The sequence below is a fragment of the Streptomyces sp. NPDC002513 genome (assembly GCF_053595355.1).
This window is the reverse complement of sequence record NZ_JBSFXK010000023.1, coordinates 17,237-41,619: the sequence shown is the minus strand read 5'-3', so window position 1 is coordinate 41,619 and position 24,383 is coordinate 17,237. Positions and strand designations below refer to the sequence as shown.

21 protein-coding genes are annotated in these 24,383 nt (G+C 72.5%); 11 read left to right on the top strand and 10 right to left on the bottom strand.

The features are described from left to right. Positions 1-33: 33 nt before the first annotated feature. Complete coding sequence (gene leuA / locus ACWD5Q_RS17465) at positions 34-1,755, bottom strand: 2-isopropylmalate synthase (RefSeq protein WP_451427876.1); 1,722 nt, start codon at positions 1,753-1,755, stop codon at positions 34-36. A gap of 357 nt (positions 1,756-2,112) precedes the next feature. Here leuA and ACWD5Q_RS17460 point away from each other — a divergent pair, with 357 nt between their 5' ends. The 9 genes from ACWD5Q_RS17460 to era all read left to right on the top strand — a co-directional run bounded on the left by ACWD5Q_RS17460 (position 2,113) and on the right by era (position 10,808). Further along, positions 2,113-3,192 carry a M4 family metallopeptidase gene (locus ACWD5Q_RS17460; RefSeq protein WP_451427875.1) on the top strand — a complete coding sequence of 360 codons (1,080 nt, stop codon included), beginning with the start codon at positions 2,113-2,115 and terminating at the stop codon, positions 3,190-3,192. Between the two features lie 32 nt (positions 3,193-3,224). Then, positions 3,225-3,491: a protealysin inhibitor emfourin gene (locus tag ACWD5Q_RS17455; RefSeq protein WP_451427874.1), complete on the top strand. Its 267-nt coding sequence runs from the start codon at positions 3,225-3,227 to the stop codon at positions 3,489-3,491. A gap of 66 nt (positions 3,492-3,557) precedes the next feature. Then, positions 3,558-4,883 (top strand): GH1 family beta-glucosidase, encoded by a 1,326-nt coding sequence (locus ACWD5Q_RS17450; RefSeq protein WP_451427873.1) that lies wholly within the window; start codon positions 3,558-3,560, stop codon positions 4,881-4,883. After that, positions 4,880-6,187 (top strand): MFS transporter, encoded by a 1,308-nt coding sequence (locus tag ACWD5Q_RS17445; RefSeq protein ID WP_451427872.1) that lies wholly within the window; start codon positions 4,880-4,882, stop codon positions 6,185-6,187. Before ACWD5Q_RS17450 ends, ACWD5Q_RS17445 begins: the two co-directional genes overlap by 4 nt. A gap of 196 nt (positions 6,188-6,383) precedes the next feature. Beyond that, complete coding sequence (locus tag ACWD5Q_RS17440; RefSeq protein ID WP_451427871.1) at positions 6,384-7,460, top strand: PhoH family protein; 1,077 nt, start codon at positions 6,384-6,386, stop codon at positions 7,458-7,460. Between the two features lie 12 nt (positions 7,461-7,472). Further along, positions 7,473-7,970 carry an rRNA maturation RNase YbeY gene (gene ybeY, locus ACWD5Q_RS17435; RefSeq protein ID WP_055489941.1) on the top strand — a complete coding sequence of 166 codons (498 nt, stop codon included), beginning with the start codon at positions 7,473-7,475 and terminating at the stop codon, positions 7,968-7,970. Then, positions 7,967-9,274 carry a hemolysin family protein gene (locus tag ACWD5Q_RS17430; protein ID WP_451427870.1) on the top strand — a complete coding sequence of 436 codons (1,308 nt, stop codon included), beginning with the start codon at positions 7,967-7,969 and terminating at the stop codon, positions 9,272-9,274. The genes ybeY and ACWD5Q_RS17430 overlap by 4 nt, the downstream gene beginning before the upstream one ends. 105 nt (positions 9,275-9,379) lie before the next feature. Next, the gene (locus ACWD5Q_RS17425; RefSeq protein WP_451427869.1) at positions 9,380-9,733 is read left to right on the top strand and encodes a cytidine deaminase; all 354 of its coding nucleotides are present in this window, start codon (positions 9,380-9,382) and stop codon (positions 9,731-9,733) included. Between the two features lie 124 nt (positions 9,734-9,857). Then, the gene (era, locus tag ACWD5Q_RS17420; protein ID WP_451427868.1) at positions 9,858-10,808 is read left to right on the top strand and encodes a GTPase Era; all 951 of its coding nucleotides are present in this window, start codon (positions 9,858-9,860) and stop codon (positions 10,806-10,808) included. A gap of 84 nt (positions 10,809-10,892) precedes the next feature. Here the strand turns inward: era and ACWD5Q_RS17415 are convergent, their stop codons facing one another. Both ACWD5Q_RS17415 and ACWD5Q_RS17410 read right to left on the bottom strand, forming a co-directional pair. Beyond that, positions 10,893-12,023, bottom strand: coding sequence for a carbohydrate kinase family protein (locus ACWD5Q_RS17415; protein ID WP_451427928.1), 1,131 nt, complete (start codon positions 12,021-12,023; stop codon positions 10,893-10,895). Positions 12,024-12,148: 125 nt separating this feature from the next. After that, complete coding sequence (locus tag ACWD5Q_RS17410) at positions 12,149-13,456, bottom strand: glucarate dehydratase family protein (protein ID WP_451427867.1); 1,308 nt, start codon at positions 13,454-13,456, stop codon at positions 12,149-12,151. Between the two features lie 166 nt (positions 13,457-13,622). Between ACWD5Q_RS17410 and ACWD5Q_RS17405 the strand changes: the two genes are divergently transcribed. Together ACWD5Q_RS17405 and ACWD5Q_RS17400 are read left to right on the top strand one after the other, a co-directional pair. Continuing rightward, the gene (locus ACWD5Q_RS17405; RefSeq protein WP_451427866.1) at positions 13,623-14,405 is read left to right on the top strand and encodes an IclR family transcriptional regulator; all 783 of its coding nucleotides are present in this window, start codon (positions 13,623-13,625) and stop codon (positions 14,403-14,405) included. Positions 14,406-14,620: 215 nt separating this feature from the next. Continuing rightward, complete coding sequence (locus ACWD5Q_RS17400; protein ID WP_451427865.1) at positions 14,621-16,033, top strand: MFS transporter; 1,413 nt, start codon at positions 14,621-14,623, stop codon at positions 16,031-16,033. Positions 16,034-16,215: 182 nt separating this feature from the next. On the opposite strand, the gene ACWD5Q_RS17395 is transcribed toward ACWD5Q_RS17400, so the two are convergent. From ACWD5Q_RS17395 to ACWD5Q_RS17365, 7 genes are all read right to left on the bottom strand, one after another. Beyond that, positions 16,216-17,226 carry an adenosine deaminase gene (locus tag ACWD5Q_RS17395; RefSeq protein ID WP_451427864.1) on the bottom strand — a complete coding sequence of 337 codons (1,011 nt, stop codon included), beginning with the start codon at positions 17,224-17,226 and terminating at the stop codon, positions 16,216-16,218. A gap of 20 nt (positions 17,227-17,246) precedes the next feature. Continuing rightward, on the bottom strand, positions 17,247-18,152 hold the full coding sequence (locus ACWD5Q_RS17390; protein ID WP_451427863.1) for a ribonuclease Z: 906 nt from the start codon (positions 18,150-18,152) through the stop codon (positions 17,247-17,249). A gap of 6 nt (positions 18,153-18,158) precedes the next feature. Continuing rightward, positions 18,159-18,512, bottom strand: coding sequence for a histidine triad nucleotide-binding protein (locus ACWD5Q_RS17385; protein WP_451427862.1), 354 nt, complete (start codon positions 18,510-18,512; stop codon positions 18,159-18,161). Positions 18,513-18,704: 192 nt separating this feature from the next. Continuing rightward, a complete protein-coding gene (locus ACWD5Q_RS17380) occupies positions 18,705-21,926 on the bottom strand; it encodes a S41 family peptidase (protein WP_451427861.1) in 3,222 nt (1,073 codons plus the stop codon). Positions 21,927-22,096: 170 nt separating this feature from the next. Continuing rightward, positions 22,097-22,489 carry a VOC family protein gene (locus tag ACWD5Q_RS17375; RefSeq protein ID WP_451427860.1) on the bottom strand — a complete coding sequence of 131 codons (393 nt, stop codon included), beginning with the start codon at positions 22,487-22,489 and terminating at the stop codon, positions 22,097-22,099. Positions 22,490-22,507: 18 nt separating this feature from the next. Next, positions 22,508-23,245, bottom strand: a complete 738-nt coding sequence (locus ACWD5Q_RS17370; protein WP_451427859.1) for a 16S rRNA (uracil(1498)-N(3))-methyltransferase — start codon at positions 23,243-23,245, stop codon at positions 22,508-22,510. After that, on the bottom strand, positions 23,242-24,318 hold the full coding sequence (locus ACWD5Q_RS17365) for a nitronate monooxygenase (protein WP_451427858.1): 1,077 nt from the start codon (positions 24,316-24,318) through the stop codon (positions 23,242-23,244). The genes ACWD5Q_RS17370 and ACWD5Q_RS17365 overlap by 4 nt, the downstream gene beginning before the upstream one ends. Positions 24,319-24,383 lie beyond the last annotated feature (65 nt).

Sequence of the window (24,383 nt, the reverse complement as noted above, 5' to 3'; positions counted from 1 at the left end):
GCGGACGGGGCCGGGAACGTGCCGGTCAGAGGGTCAGCGGTCGGCGCGGTTGACCGCGGAGACGACGGCCTTCAGCGAGGCACGTGTCGTATTCGCGTCGATGCCGATGCCCCACAGGACCTTGCCGTCGATCGCGCACTCGATGTACGAGGCCGCCTGGGCGGAGGCTCCCTCGCTCATCGTGTGCTCCTGGTAGTCCAGCAGGCGTACGTCGATGCCGATGGACTGCAGCGCGTCGAAGAAGGCCGAGATCGGACCGTTGCCGGAGCCGGTGAGGACGGTGTCCTGGCCGTCGACCGTGGCCTCGACCGTCAGGGTGTCGACGCCGTCCTTGCCGGTGGTCGTCTGGCCCGTCCTCACCTGGATACGGCCCCAGGGGTTGTCCGGGTTCGGCAGGTACTCGTCCTGGAAGACGCTCCAGATCTCCGCCGGTGTGACCTCGCCGCCCTCGGCGTCCGTCTTCGCCTGGATGATCCTCGAGAACTCGATCTGCATCCGGCGCGGCAGGTCCAGCTTGTGGTCGTTCTTCAGGACGTACGCGATGCCGCCCTTGCCGGACTGCGAGTTCACCCGGATGACCGCCTCGTAGGAGCGGCCGACGTCCTTGGGGTCGATCGGCAGGTACGGCACCGCCCACTCGAGGTCGTCGACGGTCTTGCCCTGGGCGGCCGCGTCGGCCTCCATGGCGTCGAAGCCCTTCTTGATGGCGTCCTGGTGGGAGCCGGAGAAAGAGGTGTAGACGAGGTCCCCGACGTACGGGTGGCGGGGGTGGACCTCCATCTGGTTGCAGTACTCCCACGTGCGGCGGATCTCGTCGATGTCGGAGAAGTCGATCTGCGGGTCGACGCCCTGCGAGAAGAGGTTCATGCCCAGGGTGACCAGGTCGACGTTGCCGGTGCGCTCGCCCTGGCCGAACAGGCAGCCCTCGACGCGGTCGGCGCCGGCCATCACGGCCAGCTCCGCGGCGGCCACGGCGGTGCCGCGGTCGTTGTGCGGGTGGGCCGACAGGCAGATGTACTCACGGCGGGAGAGGTTGCGGTGCATCCACTCGAAGCGGTCCGCGTGGGTGGAGGGGGTCGAGCGCTCCACGGTGGCGGGCAGGTTGAGGATGATCTCGCGGTCCGGGCCGGGCTGCCAGACGTCCATGACCGACTCGCAGACCTCCAGGGCGAAGTCCAGCTCGGTGTCGACGAAGATCTCGGGGCTGTACTGGTAGCCGAACTCGGTTTCGGGGCCCAGCAGTTTCTCCGCGTACTCCATCACCAGCCGTGTGCCGTCCACGGCGATCTGCCTGATGTCGTCCTTGGAGCCGCGGAAGACCACGCGGCGGAAGACGGGGGCGGTCGCGTTGTAGAGGTGGACGGTCGCCCGCCGCGCGCCCTTCAGGGACTCGACGGTGCGCTCGATCAGGTCCTCGCGGGCCTGGGTCAGTACGGAGATCGTCACGTCGTCCGGGACCGCGCCCTCGTCCTCGATGATCGAGCGGACGAAGTCGAAGTCGGTCTGGCCGGAGGCCGGGAAGCCGATCTCGATCTCCTTGTAGCCCAGCTTCACCAGCAGGTCGAACATCGCCCGCTTGCGCGCCGGCGACATCGGGTCGATCAGGGCCTGGTTGCCGTCGCGCAGGTCGGTGGAGAGCCAGCGCGGGGCGCGGCTGATCCGCTGGTCCGGCCAGGTGCGGTCGGGGATGTCGACCTGCTCGTACGGGCGGTACTTGTGGATGGGCATGGATGTGGGCTGCTGGCGGTTCGCCATGGTGCGTGGGCTCCTCAGGGGGTCCGGAAGGACGGCCGACGGCGCAACGCCAAACTCCGCGGGGAGGGGGTCGGCCTCGACTACAGGCCCTCGCCGCGGCAGCTAAGGAGGAGCAGCCCGAAACGCATGATGCTCCGCATCGTAGTCGAGCCGCGCCGGATGCGAGGGGTCGTATCAGTATGCGGGACCGCGATGACATTTCGGACAAAAAGTGCGGCAGCTCACAGCCGGCCGTATTCTCCCGAGATCGCCGCCCATGTCACCTGTTCACGGAACAGATCGCTCCATGGCGTGGCTTTTCACCAATCACCGTTGCGGGTGGTGACAGTGCCGTCACACAGTGCAAGGGTGCCGAACATGAACACCCACGGGGGCTTCGAGCCCGTCTTCTGCACCATCGTGCCGCCGCATGTCCTCGACAAGCTCGCCCGGCACGAGGACTCCGCGCTCGCCACTCCCGCGCGCCGCACCCTGGAGCGGGACGCCCTGGAGCGCACCCGCCGCAGGCTGACCACGGTCATCGGCACACCCGCGCCGACCCCGCCCACGACCGGCACCGGCACCGGCACCGGCACACCGCACCGCACGGTCTACGACGCCGGGCACCAGCAGACCCTGCCCGGCACCAAGGTCCGCGGCGAGGGCGACGAGCCCGGCGAGGACGCCACGGTCAACCGTGCGTACGCGGGCCTCGGCGCCACCTTCGAGCTGTATCGGCAGGCGTACGGCCGCGACTCCGTCGACGGCAAGGGCCTGCCGCTGGACGCGAGCGTCCACTTCGGCGAGAACTACGACAACGCCTTCTGGAACGGCGAGCAGATGGTGTTCGGCGACGGGGACGGGGAGATCTTCCTCGACTTCACCACCCCGGTCGACGTCATCGGCCACGAACTCACCCACGGCGTCACCCAGTACACCGCGAACCTGGCCTACTTCGGCCAGCCGGGCGCCCTCAACGAGTCGATGTCGGACGTGTTCGGCTCGCTGATCAAGCAGTACACGCTCGGCCAGACCGCCACCGAGGCCGACTGGCTGATCGGGGCCGGGCTGCTCGCCCCGCGCGTCAACGGCAAGGCGCTGCGCTCGATGAAGGAACCGGGCAGCGCGTACGACGACGACGCGCTCGGCAAGGACCCGCAGCCGGGGACGATGGACGGCTATGTGCGCACCGGCCGGGACAACGGCGGGGTGCACATCAACTCCGGCATTCCCAACCACGCGTTCTACCTGGTCGCCACCGAACTCGGCGGGCACGCCTGGGAACGGGCCGGGCAGATCTGGTACGACGTGCTGACCGGCGGAGATCTGGACCCGCAGGCGACCTTCGCGGACTTCGCGCGGCTGACGGTGGCGGCGGCGCGGAGCCGCTACCGCGAGGGCCCGGAGCAGGAGGCCGTCCACAAGGCCTGGGAGCAGGTCGGGGTGCAGGCGTCGTAGCCCGGGCGCCCGTCTCGTACTAGACAGGTGCCATGCGTATTCGAGTGAGGCGTACGGGCGGGTTCTCAGGCATCGAGCGCCGGGCCGAGGTGGACACCTCGAAACGGACCGACGCCCAGGAGTGGCACGCCCTGGCCGAGCGTGCCCTGGCCGGCGGCCGGGGCACGCCGCCGGCCGGTGTGCCGGACGGCTTCACCTACGAGATCACCGTGGACGGCAGGACCGTGTACTGCGCGGATCCCCGGCTCACGGAGGACCAGCGGACGCTGATCTCCCGGATACTGAAGGAGGGGGCGTGAGCCCCCGGTCCGCGCGGTGACCGGCAGTTCGCGCGCACCCGTTGACGCGCCTTACCGGCGGTAAGGATGATCCGGCGCATGGCGACGAACCCGATACCCCCGTTCCCCGCCGGCTTCCTGTGGGGCGTGTCCACCTCGGCCCACCAGATCGAGGGGGCGGCCGATCTGCGCGAGCCCTCCGTGTGGGACGTGTTCACCGCCGCACCGGGCCGGGTGAAGGACGGCTCGACGGCGGCGGTGGCCTGCGACCACTACCACCGCTACCGCGAGGACGTGGCCCTCCTCGCGGACCTCGGTGTGGACGCGTACCGCTTCTCGGTCTCCTGGCCCCGGGTGAACTCCCCCGGCGGCCTGGACTTCTACGACCGGCTGGTGGACGAGCTGTGCGCGGCGGGCGTACGCCCGGTCGTGACCCTCTTCCACTGGGACCTCCCGGTCACGCTGGACTGGCTGGAGCGGGACACGGCCTTCCGGTTCGCCGAGTACGTGTCGGTCGTCGCCGGGCGGCTCGGCGACCGCGTGCCCACGTGGATCACCCTCAACGAGCCCGCCGAACACACCCTGCTGGGCCATGCGCTCGGCGTCCACGCGCCGGGCCGACACCTGCTGTTCGACGCGCTGCCGGTCGCCCACCACCAGCTACTGGCCCATGGTCTGGCCGTACAGGCGCTGCGCGCGGCCGGGGCGGGCGACATCGGGATCGCCAACTCGCACGGGCCGACGTGGCCCGCCTCCGCGGGGGAGGAGGACGTGGCGGCCGCGGAGTTCTACGACATCCTGCTCAACCGGCTGTTCGCCGACCCGCTGCTGCTCGGCCGCTACCCGGACGGCATCGACGCGTTGATGCCGGGCGGTCCCGAGGGTGTGGCGTCCGATCTGAAGGTCATCTCCGAGCCCCTCGACTGGTACGGGATCAACTACTACGCGCCGACGCGGGTGGGCGCCCCGCAGGGCGAGGACATCGAGTTCGGCGGCCTCACCCTGCCCGCCGAACTGCCCTTCTCCGTCCGGGGGATCGAGGGCCATCCGGTCACCGACTTCGGCTGGCCGGTGGTCCCCGAGGCGCTGACCGAGCTGCTGACCGGCTTCCGTGACCGCTACGGCGACCGGCTGCCGCCCGTCGTCATCACCGAGAACGGCTGCTCCTACGAGGGCGTCGACGACCAGGAGCGCATCGCCTATCTGGACGGCCACATCCGGGCGCTGCACCGGGCGGTGGAGGCGGGGACCGACGTGCGCGGCTACTTCGTGTGGTCCCTGCTGGACAACTTCGAGTGGGCCGAGGGGTATGCGCGCCGCTTCGGCCTGGTGCACGTGGACTACACGACGCTTCAGCGGACCCCGAAGGCGTCGTACGCCTGGCTGCGGGACCTGCTGCGGGCGCGGGGATGACGACGGCGAAGCGGCCCGCCGGCCGGCCCCAGAACGCCCTCGCCGAGCCCGTCGAACGGGTCGGCCGGGGCTGGGTCTCGGCCTTGTCGCTGGCCAACGGGGCGATCTGGGTGGGCTGGTACGGCCCGCTGCAGATCCTGCTGGCCTCGCAGGCGAAGGACTTCGCGCCCGGCTCCGGACTGTCCAAGGAGATGATGCTGGCCTGGGTCACGGGCGCGGGCGCGGTGGTGTCCCTGGTCGCGAACCCGTTCTTCGGCGCGCTCTCGGACCGCACCACGGGACGCTTCGGCCGCCGTACCCCGTGGATCGTGGCGGGGGCGGCGGGCGGGGCGCTGTCGCTCCTGCTGCTGGCCGCGGCGGACGGCGTGTGGATCATGGCACTGGGCTGGTGCCTGGTGCAGCTCACGCTGAACGCGGCCTTCGCGGCGGTGACGGCGGCGGTGCCGGACCGGGTGCCGCGGCTCCAGCGGGGCTCGGTGGGCGGCTGGCTGGGGGCGGCGCAGATCCTCGGGGTGGTGGGCGGGACGGGCCTGGCGACGGTGGCCGGGGGCATCGGGGCGGGCTATGCGGCGTGCGCGGTGTTCACGGTGGTGGGCGTGGCGCCGTACGTCCTGCGCCACGCGGACCTGCGGCTGCCGGCGGCGGACCGCCCGCCCTGGTCGTGGCGGGGCTTCCTGGCCGGGTTCCGGCTCAGTCCGCGCCGCCATCCCGACCTGGGGTGGGCCTGGCTGACCCGCTTCCTGATCAACCTCAGCAACGCGCTGGTGCTGCTGTATCTCCTGTACTACCTGCGGGACCGCATCCTCCCCCGGGGCCCCGGCTCCGTCCGGGCCGCGGGGATTCCCGTCCACGACCCCGAGCAGGGCGTCCTCGTCCTGACCGCGGTCAACGGCGTCACCCTGCTCGCCACGGTGGTCGTCGGCGGCGTCTGGTCGGACCGGGTGGGGCGCCGCAAGCCGTTCGTGGTCTGGTCGGGAGTGCTGATGGCGGTGGCGACGGCGGCTCTGGCGGGCTGGCAGACCTGGACGGGCACGGTCGTCGCGGCGGCGGTCCTCGGCGTGGGCTTCGGGGTGTTCACCTCGGTGGACTTCGCGCTGATGACGGACGTCCTGCCAGCGGCCCTGGACCGCGGCAGGGACCTGGGGGTGATCAACATCGCCAACGCCCTCCCCCAGGTCGCGGCCCCGGCCCTGGCCGCGCCGATCGTCACGCAGCTGGGCGGCTACCGGGTGCTGTATCTGGTGGCGGCGGTGATCGCACTGGCCGGGGCGGTGCTGGTGGGGCGGATCCGGGGAGTGGAGTGAAAGCCCGGACAGGGACGCCATACCACGGCCCGGGTCAGGGTCGTCCCGCTCTGAGTGCGGTCCCACTCCGGGGTCGTACCAGCACACAAAAAAGTCCTACGGCTCTGTCAGTGCCGCGTCGTACTCTTGAAACCGCGAGGCCGCCCTCAGCTGCGCGGCCCTACGGAGGAGGAATCGCAGGCCTACCGGCCGGCCCATGACGCAGACACCCACAGCTCACACCCCCGCGCAGGGGCAGGCGCGAACACAGATCACCGTCCCTGCCCAGCACCCCATGGTGATGGTGCTGGGTTCGGGCGACTCCCTGCTGCGCGTGATCGAGACGGCCTTCCCGGGGGTCGACATCCATGTCCGGGGCAATGAGATCAGCGCGGTCGGCGACCCGGCGGATGTCGCCCTGGTCCAGCGCCTGTTCGCAGAGATGATGCTCGTGCTCCGCACCGGGCAGCCGATGACGGAGGACGCAGTGGAACGCTCGATCGCCATGCTCAGGTCGAGCGAGAACGGTGAGGGCGACGGACCCGAGACCCCGGCCGAGGTGCTGACGCAGAACATCCTGTCCTCGCGCGGCCGGACGATCCGTCCCAAGACACTCAACCAGAAGCGGTACGTCGACGCGATCGACAAGCACACGATCGTCTTCGGCATCGGCCCCGCCGGTACCGGCAAGACGTACCTCGCCATGGCCAAGGCGGTCCAGGCCCTGCAGTCCAAGCAGGTCAACCGGATCATCCTGACCCGTCCGGCCGTCGAGGCGGGCGAGCGTCTCGGCTTCCTGCCCGGCACGCTGTACGAGAAGATCGACCCGTATCTGCGCCCGCTCTACGACGCGCTGCACGACATGCTCGACCCCGATTCCATCCCGCGGCTGATGGCCGCCGGGACGATCGAGGTCGCACCGCTCGCGTACATGCGCGGCCGCACCCTGAACGACGCCTTCATCATTCTCGACGAGGCCCAGAACACGAGCCCCGAACAGATGAAGATGTTCCTCACCCGCCTCGGCTTCGACTCGAAGATCGTGATCACGGGTGATGTGACCCAGGTGGACCTGCCGAACGGCACCAAGAGCGGTCTGCGGCAGGTCCAGGAGATCCTGGAAGGCGTCGAGGACGTCCACTTCTCCCGTCTGTCGTCCCACGATGTCGTACGGCACAAGCTCGTCGGCCGTATCGTCGACGCGTACGAGAAGTACGACAGCCAGAACGGCACCGAGAACGGCACGCACAAGCCCGGCCGCGACAAGGGCGGGCACGCGCACAAGGGGAAGTAGACCAGCAGCACCATGTCGATCGACGTCAACAACGAATCCGGCACCGAGGTCGACGAGCAGGCGATCCTCGACATCGCCCGCTACGCACTCGCGCGGATGCGCATCCACCCGCTCTCCGAGCTCTCGGTGATCGTCGTGGACGCCGACGCCATGGAGCAGTTGCACATCCAGTGGATGGACCTGCCGGGACCGACGGATGTCATGTCCTTCCCGATGGACGAGCTGCGACCGCCGTCCAAGGACGACGACGAGCCCCCGCAGGGGCTGCTCGGCGACATCGTGCTGTGCCCGGAGGTCGCCGCCCGGCAGGGCGCCGAGGCACCGACGCAGCACTCCATGGACGAGGAGCTCCAGCTCCTGACCGTCCATGGTGTGCTGCACCTGCTCGGCTACGACCACGAGGAGCCCGACGAGAAGGCCGAGATGTTCGGCCTTCAGGCCGCCATCGTGGACGGCTGGCGCGCGGAGAAGGGCCTGACCGGCCCGTCCCCGGCCCCCACCGTGTCATGAGTGCCCAGCTCGTCGTCGGCGCCGTCGCCCTGGTCGTCGTCGCCTGGCTGGCCGCCTGCGCGGAGGCGGGCCTCGCGCGGGTCTCCAGTTTCCGTGCCGAGGAGGCCGTCCGCAGCGGCCGGCGCGGCAGCGCCAAGCTCGCCCAGGTCGCCGCGGACCCCACCCGCTACCTCAACGTGGCCCTGCTCGTCCGGGTCACCTGCGAGATGGCCGCCGCCGCGCTCGTCACCTACGCCTGTCTGCAGGAGTTCTCCGGGACGGCCGGGGCCCTGCTGGTCGCCATCGCGGTCATGGTCCTCGTGTCGTACGTCGCCGTCGGCGTCTCCCCGCGCACGATCGGCCGCCAGCACCCGCTGAACACGGCGACGGCGGCGGCGTACGTCCTCGTGCCGCTGGCCCGGATCATGGGCCCGATCCCGTCCCTCCTCATCCTCATCGGCAACGCGCTCACCCCCGGCAAGGGCTTCCGTCGCGGCCCCTTCGCCTCCGAGGCGGAGCTGCGCGCCCTGGTCGACCTGGCGGAGAAGGAGTCCCTCATCGAGGCCGAGGAGCGCCGTATGGTGCACTCGGTGTTCGAGCTGGGCGACACCCTGGTGCGGGAGCTGATGGTCCCGCGGACGGACCTGGTGGTCATCGAGCGCCACAAGACCATCCGCCAGGCGCTGACCCTGGCCCTGCGGTCCGGTTTCTCGCGCATCCCGGTCACCGGGGAGAGCGAGGACGACATCGTCGGGATCGTGTATCTGAAGGACCTGGCCCGCAAGACGCACATCAGCCGGGACGCCGAGGCGGAGCTGGTGTCCACCGCCATGCGCCCGGCCACCTTCGTGCCCGACACCAAGAACGCGGGCGACCTGCTGCGGGAGATGCAGAAGGAGCGCAACCACGTCGCCGTCGTCATCGACGAGTACGGCGGCACGGCCGGGATCGTCACCATCGAGGACATCCTGGAGGAGATCGTCGGCGAGATCACCGACGAGTACGACCGCGAACTGCCGCCGGTGGAGAACCTGGGCGACGACCGCTACCGCGTCACCGCCCGCCTCGACATCGGCGACCTCGGCGAGCTGTACGGGCTGGAGGCGTACGACGACGAGGACGTGGAGACGGTCGGCGGACTGCTCGCGAAGGCGCTCGGCCGGGTGCCGATCGCCGGGGCGTCGTCCGTGGTCGAACTCCCCGACGGCCGGGAACTGCGGCTGACCGCGGAGGCCGCGGCGGGCCGCAGGAACAAGATCGTCACCGTGCTGGTGGAGCCGGTGGGCGCGGCCGAGCCCGCGGCGCGGGAGCCGCAGCCGGAGTGAGCCCTCGGCGGGACCGGGCGCGCGGGGCGGGCCGCACTTCGCCGGCGCACTCGGACATGCTCCCCTGAGGGCCGCCGGGTCCGGGCCGCTCCGTATGCTCGGGCCATGACCGACAGCAGCGCGCTCGACCCCGAGGACCGCAAGATCGTCACCCTGGCCCGCTCGGCGCGGGCCCGCAACGGCGTGCCGGAGGGTGCCGCCGTGCGCGACGAGACCGGGCGTACGTATGTGGCCGGAACCGTCGCCCTGGAGTCACTGAAACTGAGCGCCCTGCAGACGGCGGTGGCGATGGCGGTGACGTCGGGCGCGACGTCGCTGGAGGCGGCGGCCCTGGTCACGGAGGCCGAGTCCGCGTCCGCCGAGGACCGGGCGGCGGTGCGGGACCTCGGCGGCCCCGGGACGCCGGTGCTGGTGGCGGGCCCGGACGGCACGGTCCGCGCGCGCCTGACGGCCGGCTGAGGGGCCGTACGCGCCGCACGACTGCGGCCGTTGCCCGCGCGCGTCGGGATGTCCGGGGCCTCATCGGGCCCGGCGTGCGGGCGACCGTGCGGAGGCGCTCCGTGGATCAGGGAGAATGGGCGTCATGAGCGTGCGCAGTCAGTCATCCGAGCCGACCGAGGCCGTCCACCGGGCGGGCTTCGCCTGTCTCGTGGGTCGTCCCAACGCGGGCAAGTCCACCCTCACGAACGCTCTGGTAGGGCAGAAGGTGGCGATCACCTCGAACCGGCCGCAGACGACGCGGCACACGGTACGGGGCATCGTGCACCGGCCGGACGCGCAGCTGATCCTGGTCGACACCCCCGGTCTGCACAAGCCGCGGACGCTGCTCGGCGAGCGGCTCAACGACGTGGTGCGGACGACCTGGGCCGAGGTGGACGTGATCGGCTTCTGTCTGCCCGCCGACCAGAAGCTCGGTCCCGGTGACCGCTTCATCGCCAAGGAGCTGGCGGGGATCAGGAAGACCCCCAAGGTCGCGATCGTCACCAAGACGGACCTCGTGGACTCCAAGGCCCTGGCCGAGCAGCTGATCGCGATCGACCAGCTCGGCAAGGAGCTCGGGATCGAGTGGGCGGAGATCGTGCCCGTGTCCGCGGTCGGGGACGAGCAGGTGGAGCTGCTGGCCGACCTGCTGATCCCGCTGCTGCCCGAGGGGCCCGCGTTGTACCCCGAGGGCGATCTGACGGACGAGCCGGAGCAGGTGATGGTGGCCGAGCTGATCCGGGAGGCGGCGCTGGAGGGCGTGCGGGACGAACTGCCGCACTCCATCGCGGTGGTGGTGGAGGAGATGCTGCCGCGCGAGGACCGTCCGGCGGACAAGCCGCTCCTGGACATCCACGCGAACCTCTACATCGAGCGCCCCAGCCAGAAGGGGATCATCATCGGCCCCAAGGGCAAGCGGCTGAAGGAGGTCGGCATCAAGTCCCGCAAGCACATCGAGGCGCTGCTCGGGACCCCGGTGTTCCTGGACCTCCATGTGAAGGTGGCCAAGGACTGGCAGCGGGACCCGAAGCAGTTGCGCCGTCTGGGCTTCTGAGCGGCGCCGGGCCGTCGCGGGCGGACGCCGCTCCCGGCCGCGGCGCGCGCTCCCGGCGACAGCGCGCGCTCATGTCGCGCGCGCTCACGCCGATCCGCGGAACCCGATCGTCGGTACGGCCCGCCGCCGTGGCCAGGGCTCCCCGCACTCCTGCGAAACCAGCCGGTCGAGGAACGCGTACCGGCTGAGGGCCGCCGGGTCCTGGTTCTCGTAGGACTGGACCCGGCGCCACCACGCCGCGACCTCGGACCATCCGGGCGCCGACAGCGACCCGCCGAACTCCTGCACCGAGAGCGCCGCCGTCAGGCCCGCGAAGGCGAGGCGGTCGGCCAGCGGCCACTCGGCGAGCGTCCCGGTCACGAAGCCCGCCACGAAGACATCGCCCGCGCCCGTCGGATCCAGCGCCTCGACGGCGATCGCGGGCACGGCGGCGGTCTCCCCGGTACGCCCGTCCACGGCGTACGCGCCCTCCGCGCCGAGGGTGACCACGGCCAGCGGCACACAGGTGCTCAGCGCGTGCGCGGCGGCGCGCGGGCAGTCGGTGCCCGTGTACCGCATGGCCTCCTCGGCGTTCGGCAGGAACGCCTCGCAGTGTTCGAGATCGGCGAGGCCCGTGAGGTCCCAGGCCCCGGTGTCGTCCCAGCCGACGTCGGCGAAGATCCGGGTGCCCCGCTTCGCGGCCTCGGCGATCCAGGGGGCGCGGCGGCCCGGGGTCAGCGAGGCTACGGCGGCACGGGCGCGGGGCGGGCAGAGGGGGTCGGGCTTCTCCGGCGGCGGCTCGTGGCCGTGGGAGACCATGGTCCGCTCGCCCTCGTAGGCCATGGAGACGGTGACCGGGGAGTGCCAGCCGGGGACCCGCCGGGACGGCGAGAGGTCGATGCCCTCGCCCTGTTCCAGCTCGTCCCAGCAGTACTCGCCGTAGTGGTCGTCGCCGAAGGCCGCGGCCAGGGAGGTCTTCAGGCCGAGGCGGGCCAGCGCGGTGGCCATGTTGGCGACCCCGCCGGGGCTGGATCCCATCCCGCGCGCCCAGGACTCGGTGCCGCGCACGGGGGCGGATGCGAGCCCGGTGAAGATGATGTCGAGGAAGACCGTCCCCGTGAGGTACACGTCCCGGGGCGGGTCCCCCGGCGCGCGCAGGGCGGCCAGGGGGTCGACATGGGAGTGGTGGTGCGGCCCGTCCCCGATGTGGGGATGGGGGTGCGGCCCCTCCTCCAGGCCGGGGTGGCGGTGCGGTCCCTCTCCGGTGGTGGCGGTCACGGTGGGCTCCCTGACGTGGTGCGGATCCAGTCAGTGTGCACCAATCGTCCCGGTGGGCGGCGGCGGTTGCCCGGAGCCGTGCCCTACCAGCGGGGCACCACGGGGGTGACCCACCCGGGATCCGCGACACGCATCGCCGCGGCGTCGTCGCGGTCGCGCAGGGTGCCGTCGTCGGCGAGCCAGCGCGCGTGGAGGGCGGCCAGCCGGTCGCGGTCCAGTGTGACCCCGAGACCGGGCGCGTCCGGTACGGCGATCCTGCCGTCCTCGAAGGTCAGACGCTCGGTGATGACGTCCTCGGACTGCCAGGGGTAGTGGGTGTCGCAGGCGTGGTGGAGGCCGGGCACGGTCGAGGCGACATGGGTCATCGCGGCGAGGGAGATGCCGAGGTGCGTGTTGGAGTGCATGGACAGCGCGACCCCGAACGCCCGGCAGACGGCGGCGAGTTCCCGGGTGGTGCGCAGCCCGCCCCAGTAGTGGTGGTCGGACAGCAGGACCTGGACGGCGCCGCGGGTGAACGCCTCCTCGATCTCCGGGAAGGTGGTCACGCACATGTTGGTGGCGAGCGGCACGTCGGTCCTCGCGGCGACCTCGGCCATCGCGTCCGTCCCGAGGGCGGGGTCCTCCAGGTACTCGAGGAGGCCACCCAGTTCCCGGGCCACCTTCAGCGAGGTCTCGACCGTCCAGGCCCCGTTGGGGTCCAGGCGCAGCGGATGCCCGGGGAACGCCTCGGCGAGGGCGCGGATCGCGGCGACCTCCTCGTCGGGCGGGAAGACCCCGCCCTTGAGCTTGAAGGAGCCGAAGCCGTACCGCTCCTTGAAGGTCCGGGCCTGTGCGACCACTCCCGCCGGGTCGAGGGCGGCACCCCAGTCGTCCTGCTCGGCGGCCACGCCCTCGGGGTGGCGGGCCCACCGGTAGAACAGATACGCGCTGTACTCGACCTCGTCCCGCACCTTGCCGCCGAGCAGCGCGTGCACGGGCAGGCCGAGGGTCTTGCCGAGGGCGTCGAGACAGGCGACCTCGACGGCGGAGACGACGGACAGCCGGAGCTTGTCGGCGGTCTGGACCCCGCGCAGCCCGCCGACGTCGAGCCGGCCGCCGTCGGGGGAGGCGCCGACGGCGACCTCGTCGGCGAGGGCGAACAGGCCGCCCGTGTCGGTCACCTGACGGCCGGTCAGCCGCTGGGCGAAGAGCCGGGCGGCATCGAGGTACTTCGTGTCGCCGTAGGTCTCGCCGATCCCCGTGGTCCCGTCGACGGTCACCACCTCCACGATCAGCCGAGGGGTGTACGGCTGGTGCACGCCCTGGGTGTTGAGCAGCGGCGGGTCGGCGACCAGGATCGGCGTCAGTCGCACCTCGTCGATGGTGAGGTCGGGGCGGGTCGCGGCGGTCACGGGGCGGCTCCTGCGAGGTCGGGTCCGGCGGTGAGCGGTGACATGCCTGTCTCCCTATGGAGACGTCATCTATGTAGGGAGATGAAGCCTAGGTAGGTGAACGGGGGCCGTCAATGGCCCGGCTCGCGCGGGCCGCGCCCTCCCCCGCCCGGACTACGATCGGCGCATGTCAGACACCGGGGGCGTCCGCGAGGTGAAGTCGGCCGCGCGCACCGTCGAACTGCTCGAGGTGCTCGCGGCCCGCGGCGACCGTCCGGCGCGCCTTCAGGAGCTGGCCGACCAGCTCTCGGTACCGCGCAGTTCGATGTACGCCCTGCTGCAGACCCTGATCTCGCGGGGCTGGGTCCGCACGGACGCCACGGGCTCGCTCTACGGCATCGGCCTCCGCGCCCTGCTGACGGGCACGAGCTATCTGGACTCCGACCCGCACGTCCGCGCCGTGCGCCCGTTCCTGGACGAGGCGTCCGAGGCGCTGGGCGAGACGATCCATCTGGGCCGCCTCGACGGCATGGACGTGGCGTATCTGGCGACCCGCGAGTCGCACGCGTATCTGCGCACGATCAGCCGGGTCGGCCGGCGCCTGCCCGCCCACGCGGGCGCGCTCGGCAAGGCGCTGCTGGCCGAACGGCCCGACGACGCGCTGCCTCCGGGCCCGTACGCGGCACTCACCCCGCACACCCGCACGACCCGGGCGTCCCTCTCGGCGGACCTGGCCGCGACCCGCGAGCGCGGCCACGCGGTCGACCGCGAGGAGAGCGTCATCGGCATCGCCGGCTTCGGCTTCGCCCTGCGCTACGACACCCCGGCGCAGGACGCGATCAGCTGCTCGGTGCCGGTGGCCCGGCTGACGCCGGAGCACGAGGAGCGGATCGTGGCGGTGATGCGGGAGGTACGGGCCGGGATCGAGGGGGCCGCGCCCGGCGGCTCGGGGGCGCCGCACTGGCGCTGAGCGGACCGCGCCACCGAAGGCACCGAAGGCACCGAAAAAGCGCTCGTCTACCCGGGCTCACCGGCCGCAAACCACACAGTGACTCACCTCACACCTTCTGCGCTTCTTCTTGAAACCGCGTGCTTGATACAAATTGCCCGCGCGTTCCTGTCGGTCGACGGACGGCGCCCCAACCCCCCTTTCCGAGCCGCCCTTTCGCACGCCCTGGAACGCCCGTGTCCTCGCGCACCGCCCCGACCTGGCCCCTCGTCGCCCTTTTCACGGCCGGGTACCTCGCCGCGTACCTCCTGCCCACCACCGTCGGCAGACTCGACGCGGGTCTGCCGCTCTCCGCCACCGAGGCCGGCTCCATCGGCAGCGCCCTGCTGCTGAGTTCTGCCTCCGCGGGCTTTCTGCTGGCCGCCCACGTCTCCCGCATCGGCCCCCGGCGGCTCGCCCGCATCGGGCTGCTGCTCGCCGCCGCCGGATACGGCACGGCCGCCGTCAGCCACAGCATTCCCGTGGTCGTCGCGGGAGCGGTCACCGGCGGCTTCGGGTCGGGCACGGCCACCACGGTCGCCGCGGCCGGCATCGCCGCCATGAGGGTGCCCGCTGCCGGAACGAAGGCGAGAGCTTGGGGGAAGGACCCGCACAGCGCCTCCATCCTGGGCCTGCTGGGCGTCTCCGCGCTCGCCGGAGCCGTCTATCTGACGGTCCCCCGCCTCGGCCCGGGCCATGGCCTCCCGCTCGCCGCGATCGCGCTCACCGCCCTGCTGGTGTGGCCCGCGACCGGCCGCCTCTCCTCCCCCGCGCCCGTCACCGCGGCTCCCCGCGGGGCGGGCCGGCTGCCCCATCGCGGCTCCGGGCTCGTCCTGGCCGGGAGCATCCTGTGCTGGTCCCTCGCCCAGAACTCCCTGTGGGGCGTCAGCGGACGCATCGGCATCACCCAGGCGCACCTGAGCGAGGTCACCGTCGGCCTGGTCTTCGCGATCGCGCTCGGCGCCGGGCTGCTCGGCGTGATCGGCGCGGGCATGCTCGGGCCGCGCCTCGGCCGCGCGCTCCCCGTCGGCGTGGGCACCGCGCTCATCGCCGGCTGTATCGCGCTCAGCGCCTCCGCCACCGGCCCTGGCGCCTTCGCGGCCGGCGAGATCGCCTGGAACACGCTCTACCCGATCGTGCTGTCGTATCTGATCGGCCTCGCCGCCTCGCTCGACCGGCGTGGCCGCTGGGCCGTCCTCGTCGGCTCGGCGTCCTCGCTCGGCACCGCGGCGGGCCCCCTCACCGGCAGCGTGCTGGCCGCGCGGGCGGGCTTCCCCGCGATGGGCGCGATCCTCGCGGCCGGGCTGCTGGCGATCGCCCTCCCGCTGGCCGCCGTCGCCCGGCACACCGGCGGCCGGCCGCTGCTGCCGGCCGCCGTGCGCCGCCGCGGCCGCCCCCTGCTCGAACAGGTCGCGGCAGGCACCCCGGCCACCGTGGTCGCCTCGTCGACGGGCGGCGCCGCGGGCGCGGTCGCACCGGCCGGCGGATCCGGACAGCCGGTCGTGGAGATCCCGTTCGACGCACCGGCGGCCCCGGACCGGCGGGGGGCCTACGGCACGGCCGGGCCCCGGCAGACGACGACCGCCGCGCCGGGACCCGGAAGCTCCTAGCTAGAGCTCCGAACAAAAGGGGAGTCCGATCAGCTCGCGGCGTCTGGTGCGTGCGATCGCAAGGCGGAGGGTCGCCCGCGCACTGGGCGTACGTGGGCGATCCCGACAACGCGGCTGGGGGTCCCCCCTGCTCGAAGAGCTTGGGGGAGTGCGTGCCAGGCGTCGCGGCGCAGGCGGGAAACTCAGAACAGGCCCTGGTTCCCGGTGAACTCGTACGCGTCCACCTCGGCGAGGTAGCGGGCCCGCCGCTCCTCGTCGTGGTCCAGGAAGGACGCGACGAACGAGTTGCGGGCCAGTTCGCGCATCCGCTCCCTGCTCAGCCCGAGGGCCTCGCGCACGGCATGGAAGGTGTCCCCCACGTAGCCGCCGAAGTACGCCGGGTCGTCGGAGTTGACGGTGCACAGCAGTCCGGCGTCCAGCATCGCGGGCAGCGGGTGGTCCGCGAGGGCGTCGACCGCGCGCAGCCGGACGTTGGACAGCGGGCAGAGCGTGAGCGGCACCCGCTCGCGCACCAGCCGCTCGACCAGCGCCGGGTCCTCCAGAGCGCGCAGCCCGTGGTCGACGCGCTCGATGCCGAGCACGTCGAGGGCCTCGGTGATGTACTCCGGCGGCCCCTCCTCACCCGCGTGCGCGACCCGGCGCAGTCCGAGGGCGGCGGCGGCCTCGTACACCTCGCGGAACGCGGCCGGCGGGTGGCCGACCTCGGCGGAGTCGAGGCCGACGCCGACGATCCGGTCGAGGTACGGCTCGGCGGCCCGCAGCGTGTCCATGGCCGAGTCGGCGGACTCGTCCCGCAGGAAGCACATGATCAGCTGGGTGGAGACCCCGTGGTCCTCCTCACTGCGGCCGAGCGCGCGCCACAGGCCCTCGACGACCGTCCCCAGGGGCACGCCCCGGGCGATATGGGCCTGCGGGTCGAAGAAGATCTCGGCGTGGCGTACGCCCTGTGCGGCGGCCCGCTCCAGATACGCGTGCGCGAGGTCCTCGAAGTCCCGCTCGGTCCGCAGCACGGCCATCAGCTCGTAGTACAGGTTCAGGAAGGACTGGAGGTCCTCGAAGGCGTAGGCCTTGCGCAGGTCGTCGGTGTCGGCGTACGGCAGCGCGACGGCGTTGCGGGCGGCCAGCTCGAAGGCCAGCTCCGGCTCCAGGGTGCCTTCGATATGAAGGTGCAGTTCCGCTTTGGGGAGGGGCATCAACGCATCGTACGGCCGGGTCACAGCCGTTTCGGGACCGGCACCCTGAGCAGGTCGTGCGCCACGGTCAGCTCTCCCTCGAACCCGGCGGCCCGCGCCTGCCGCTCGAACTCCTCCGGCTCCGGGTAGCGCTGGCTGAAGTGGGTGAGGACCAGGTGCCGCACCCCCGCCTCCCGGGCCACCCGCGCTGCCTGACGTGCCGTCAGATGTCCGTACTCGACGGCGAGCTGTTCGTCGTCGTCGAGGAAGGTCGACTCGATGACGAGCAGGTCGCAGCCCTCGGCGAGGGCGTACACCCCCTCGCAGAGCCGGGTGTCCATGACGAACGCGAACCGCTGGCCGCGCCGCACCTCGCTCACGGCCTCCAGCGGGACACCGCCGAGGGAGCCCTCGCGCTGGAGACGGCCCACGTCCGGGCCCGCGATCCCGTGCGCGGCGAGCCGCTCGGGCAGCATCCGCCGCCCGTCGGGCTCGACCAGCCGGTAGCCGAACGACTCCACGGGATGGGAGAGCCGGCGCGCTTCGAGCGTGTACGCGCCGGTCGTCGCGAGCACCCCGTCCGCGGCGACCGGTGCCTCGGTCAGCGGGACGGTCTCGCGGTAGGCGGTGGCATACCGCAGCCGCTCGAAGAACCGCTGCCCCGACCTCGGGTAGTGCGCGGTGATCTCGTGCGGCACCTTGTCCAGGTTGATCCGCTGGATGACCCCGGCCAGCCCCAGCGAGTGGTCCCCGTGGAAGTGCGTGACACAGATCCGGTGCAGGTCGTGGGCGGCGACCCCGGCGCGGAGCATCTGCCGCTGGGTGCCCTCGCCGGGGTCGAAGAGGATTCCCTCGCCGTCCCAGCGCAGCACATAGCCGTTGTGGTTGCGCTGCCGGGTCGGGACCTGGCTGGCGGTGCCGAGCACCACCAGTTCACGGACGGACATGGCGCGTCATCCGGGGGGCCACTGCAGTCCGCGGCCGCCGAGCACATGGGCGTGCGCGTGCCAGACGGTCTGCCCGGCGCCGCTGCCGGTGTTGAAGACGATGCGGTAGCTCTCCAGCTTTTCCCGCGCGGCGACCTCGCCGGCCTCACGGAGCAGATCGGCGGCCACGGACGGCGCGGCGGCGGCGAGGGTCGCGATGTCCCGGTGGTGCAGCCTCGGGATGACCAGTATGTGGGTGGGTGCCTGGGGGTTGATGTCCCGGAAGGCGACCGTGGTGTCGGTCTCCCGGACGATCGTCGCCGGAATGTGCCCCGCGACGATCTTGCAGAACAGGCAGTCGTCCTGCGGCTCTCCCGCCATATGCGCGCCTCCTCACACAGACTGATCACTACCTACGACGGCATCGTATCGGCCCGGCCCGCCCACCGGTCCGAAAGGGGCCGGAGGGCGGGCAACACCGCGGAGCACCAGGCGCATCGGGCACACCTCGGGACAGGCGGAAGGGGGCGGACCACCCAGGAGCATCCGCCGCGGTGCTCCTGGTCCGGCGGGTCACCCGGCCGGCAGCTCCGGGGGACGCTTCGCCGGGCGCTCCTCCAGCGCGGCCAGCGCCAGCCGCACCGCCTCGTCGAGCTGGACGTCCCGCCCGGCCGCGTAATCCTGCGGCGCCTGGATCACCTCGACGTCGGGATCGACACCGTGGTTCTCCACGCCCCACCCGTACCCCTCCAGCCAGAAGGCGTACTTGGGCTGGGTCACCAGCGTCCCGTCGACCAGCCGGTACCTGCTGTCGATCCCGATGACGCCGCCCCAGGTCCGCGTCCCGACCACCGGTCCGATGCCGAGGGCCTTGACCGCCGCGTTGACGATGTCGCCGTCCGAGCCGGAGAACTCGTTGGCGACGGCGACGACCGGACCGCGCGGAGCGTCCTCCGGATAGCTGTGCGCCCGCAGCCCGCGCGGCACGTCCCAGCCCACGATCCGCCGCGCCAGCTTCTCCACGACCAGCTCGGAGGTGTGGCCGCCCCGGTTCTCCCGGACGTCCACCACCAGTCCCTCCCGGGCGACCTCGATCCGCAGATCGCGGTGGAGCTGCGCCCACCCGGAGCCCACCATGTCCGGCACGTGCAGATACCCGAGCCGCCCGCCGGACTTCTCGTGCACGTACGCCCGCCGGTCCGCCACCCACGCGTGGTACCTGAGCGGCTCCTCGTCCGCGATCGGCACGACCACCACATGCCGCGGATCGCCCCCGTCCGCCGGCGAGACGGTCAGCTCCACCGGTGTGCCCGCCGTCCCGACCAGCAGCGGTCCCGGTCCGGCCACCGGATCCACCGGCCGGCCGCCGACCGCGACGATCGCGTCCCCGGCCCGTACCGCCACTCCGGGCGCGGCGAGCGGCGCCCGGGCGTCCGGGTCGGAGGTCTCCGACGGCAGCACCCGGTCGATGCGCCAGCTCCCGTCCGGGTGCCGCGAGAGGTCGGCCCCGAGCAGCCCCTGCCGGTGGTCCGCGCCGGGCGCGTAGCCGTTCGGTATGACGTACGCGTGCGAGGTGCCCAGTTCGCCCTGCACCTCCCACAGGAGGTCCACCAGGTCGTCGTGCGTGGCGATACGCTCCAGGAGCGGCCGGTACCGGTCCAGCACGCCGTCCCAGTCGGCCCCGCCGAGGTCGGGCCGCCAGAAGTTGTCGCGCATGAGGCGGCCGGTCTCCTCGTACATCTGCCGCCACTCGGCCGCCGGGTCGACGGTCTGCCGTATCCGGGACAGGTCGACGGTGATGTTGGCGTCGCTGTCGTCGTCGTTGGGGGCGCGCCGGTCGCTCGGTACGACCTTGAGCTTGCCGTCGGTCCACAGCAGCACCCGCTTGCCGTCGCCGCTGACCGCGAAGTGGTCGGCGTCCGAGGCGAGATGCTCGATGCGCTGCTGGACGAGGTCGTAGCGCTCCAGCTCGCTCTTGGGATCGGGGTCGTCGGGCGTGGCCCGTGAGGTGCCGAGGACACCGCGCACCGGGTGCCGCAGCCAGAGCACCCCGTCCTTGGCGGCCCGCAGCCCGGAGTAGCGCGCGGCCTCGACCGGGAACGGCACGATCCGGTCGGCGAGCCCCTCCAGGTCGATCCGGGTCGTGGGCGCGCCCTCGCTGTCGGGTGTCTCGTCCTTCTCGGGTGCCTCGAACGGACGGCCGTGCCGCTGGGGCCCGAAGGGGGACGGGGTGGTCGCGGCGAGGGTGATCAGGTGCGGCCGTGCGCCGCCCACGAAGGCCAGGTCGAAGACGTGCTCGTCGTAGACCGGGTCGAAGGAGCGGGCCGAGAGGAACGCCAGGTGCTTGCCGTCCAGCGTGAACGCGGGCTCGTAGTCCCGGAAGCGGAGCGGGGTCGCCTCCGTGACCGACAGGTCGGCCGTGCTCGCGAGCTTGAGCTGGCGCAGCGGGCGGGGGCCGGGGTGCGACCAGGCCAGCCATGCCGAGTCCGGGGAGAAGACGAGTCCGCCGGCCTCGCCGTCCTCGCTGCGGTCGACCTCGCGCACCTCGCCGCTGTCCCGCTCGACGAGCAGCACCCGCCCGTCGTGCGCGGCGACCGCGATCCGGCTGCCGTCGGGCGCCACCGCGAGCCCGAGCACCCGGCCGAGGCGCCCGGCGGCGAGCCGCCGCGGGGTGGTGCCGGGCGCGAGTCCGGTGGCGGGCGCGAGTTCCAGCGCGTCCTCGCCCTCCGCGTCCGTCACCCACACCACCCATTCCTCGCCGTCCACGCGGAAGGTGCGCGGCAGCCGGGCCCGTACGCCGTGCTCGTCGGCGAGCGCGCGGGCGGGCCCGGAGCGGTGGGTGATCCAGTGGACGGCGCCGCGCACCGAGATCGCGCTGCCGCGTCCGGTGCGGTCGGGCGAGGCGGCCCCGAACCAGCGGCTCGCGCTCACCGGATACGGCTGGAGATCCACGCGCTGCCCGCCGAGCCGGAGGTCGAGCCGCCGGGGCTCGGCCCCGTCCAGGTCCTCCAGGAGCCACAGTTCACCGGCCGAGGAGTACACGACCCGGGTTCCGTCGCTCGCCGCGTGCCGGGCGTAGAAGCCTCCGAGGGGGGTGTGGCGGCGCAGGTCCGAGCCGTCGGCGAGCGACGAGTACAGCGCTCCGGTGCCCTCGTGGTCGGAGAGGAAGGCGAGGCGGTCCCCCACCCACACCGGGTACTCGATGTTGCCGTCGAGGTCCTCGTGCAGTCGTACGAACTCCCCGGCCCCTTCGCCGTCGCGGGCCGACCGGTCGATCCAGAGCTTGCCGGCGGTGCCGCCCCGGTAGCGCTTCCACCAGGCGGCCTCGCGGCCCATGGGCGCGGACAGCAGTACGGTGGCCGGGCCGTGGGCGACCTCGCCGACGGGCCCGTACGGCAGGGTGGTGGCCGGGCCGCCGTCGAGCGGTACGGCGTGCGCCCAGGTGCGGCGCAGTGAGGCCTGGCCGACCGCGCTGAGGGCGAGCACCCGTCCGTCGGGGGTCCAGCCGCGCACCTGGGTCCTCACACCGCCCCAGTGGGTCAGGCGCCGGGCGGGGCCGCCGTCGACCGGGGCGGTGTACACCTCGGGGACGCCGTCGCGGACGGAGGTCCAGGCCACGGTCTGGCCGTCCGGGGATATCCGGGGGTGGTTGACCGGGACGTTGTCGGCGCTGACCCGCCAGGCACGGCCACCGTCGAGGGGAGCGACCCAGACGTCGTCCTCGGCGGTGAAGGCGACCAACTCGCCGTGCGGATGCGGGAAGCGGAGATACGCGGGCGATGAGGACTGAATCACCAGGTCACCCTAAGCAGCAAGCGCGTTCACGGACAGGGGTTTTGCCGGTTGCCCTGGTTCGTCGTGGGGGTCATCCGCCCTGAACCGGCCGGCAGGTGGGGTCGCCCTGGCACCGGACGGTCCGCGTCACGGTGACGGTGGGCCCGGGCACGCCGCCTCCCGACGCACCGTCAGCCGCGCAGCAGAAGCCATTCCTGGAGTTCGACCAGGTTGCCCTCGGGGTCCTTGAGATGGGCCACGCGCAAACGCTCGGTCAGGGGGGCCGGGCCGTGCAGGAGAGTCGCGCCGCGGGACGTGATCCGCGCGCAGTACGCGTCCAGGTCGTCCACGCGCAGCACCACGAGCGAGCGGTGGCCCGTGGCCGCGTCGCCCAGTTCGCCCAGGATCCGGGCCATCACGGCCCGGTCCTGGAGCGCGATGCCCGCCGAGCCGACGGCGGGGGAGAACTTCTCGTACGGCCCCTGAACCGCTCCCGACTGGGGTTTGAGGCCGAGGACGTCGGCGTAGAAGCGGTAGCAGGCGGCGAAGTCCGAGACCAGCAGCCGTACCTGGGCGAGTTCCATGGTGTGCCCCCCTTGTGGTCAGGACCAGCGTCCGGTGCGGCCGAGCAGCAGCGCGGCCGCCGCGGTGCCGGCGGTCGAGGTGCGCAGGACGGTGCGCCCCAGCCGGAAGGCCCTCGCGCCCGCCTGTGCGAACTGGGCCAACTCCTCGGGGGCGACGCCCCCTTCGGGCCCGACGACCAGCACGATCTCGCCCTCGGCGGGGAGTTCCACGGTCGCGAGGGGTTCCTCGCCGCTCTCGTGCAGGACGGCGGCGAAGTCTGCCTTGGCGAGCAGCGCGGCGACCTCCTTGGTCGTCGCCGCGTCCGCGACCTCGGGGAAGCGCACCCGGCGGGACTGCTTGCCCGCCTCGCGGGCGGTGGCCCGCCATTTGCCGAGGGCCTTCAGTCCCCGCTCGCCCTTCCACTGGGTGATGCAGCGTGCGGCCTGCCAGGGGACGATCGCGTCGACGCCGACCTCGGTCATGGTCTCCACGGCCAGCTCCCCCCGGTCGCCCTTGGGGAGGGCCTGGACGACGGTGATCCGGGGTGTCTGCGACGCCTCCTCGGACACCGAGGTCACCCGGACGATCAGTCGGTCCTTGCCCTCGGTGCCGACGACCTCGCCCTCCGCCCGGCGTCCGGCGCCGTCGGTCAGCACGACGGCCTCCCCCGGCCGCAGCCGCTTCACCGAGACCGCGTGCCGCCCCTCGGGGCCGTCGAGCACGAACTCGGGCCCGACGCCGTCGAGCCGCTCCACGACGAACACGGGCGCCGTCATCGCCCGGCACCACCCGTGGACACCGCGGACGCCGCCTCCTGAAGTTCCGCGGCCAGTACCTCCACCAGCCGCCCGGCGGGCAGGTCACGGGCCAGGCGGTGGCTCTGGCCGGCGTACAGCGACATGCCCTGCGGGTCGTTCGCCTTGGCCGCCGCCTTGCGCAGTGGCGAGGTGAGGTGGTTGATCTCGGGGTAGGCGGCGGGCGCGTACGGCCCGTGCTCCCGCATGAACCGGTTGACCAGAGCGCGGGCCGGGCGCCCGGAGAACGCGCGCGTCAGTTCCGTCCGGACGAACCGGGGGTCGGTCAGCGCCTGCTTGTGCCGGGGGTGGGCGCCGGACTCGGGGGTGGCGAGGAACGCGGTGCCCAACTGGGCCGCGCTCGCGCCCGCCGCGAGCACCGCGGCGATCTGGCTGCCGCGCATGAGGCCGCCGGTCGCCACGATCGGGATCCGTACGGCATCGCGGATCTGGGCGACCAGGGAGAGCAGGCCGATGCCGGAGCGGTCGCTCTCGGTGCAGTCGCGGTGGGTGCCCTGGTGGCCGCCGGCCTCGACGCCCTGTGCGATCACCGCGTCGGCGCCCGCCTCCTGCACGGCGAGGGCCTCCTCGACGGTGGTCGCGGTGACCAGGGTGAAGCTGCCCGCGCGGCGCAGGGATCGAAGGACCGACGGGGCGGGGACCCCGAAGTGGAAGGAGACCACCGGCACCGGGTCGTCGAGGAGGACGGCGAGCTTGGCGTCGTATCCGTCGTCGCGTCCGCCGTCGGGGTCGCCCAGTTCGGTCTTGTACCAGGCGGCCTCACCGGCGAGTTGTTCGGCGTAGACCTCGACGGCGGCGGGGTCCGCGTGGTCGGGCTGCGGCATGAACACGTTCACGCCGAAGGGGCGGGCCGTGAGCCCGCGGAGCTGCTTGATCTCCTGGTACATGCCGTCGGCGGTCTTGTATCCGGCGGCGAGGAACCCGAGGCCGCCCGCCTCGGACACGGCGGCGGCGAGCGGGGGCACGGAGGTACCGCCCGCCATGGGGGCCTGCACGATCGGGTGGCGGAGGAGATCGGTCAGCACGGTGGACATGACGGCATGGTGTCACGTCCTTCGAACGAGTCCGAATCCAGCCGTCCTCCGGCATATGCCGGAGG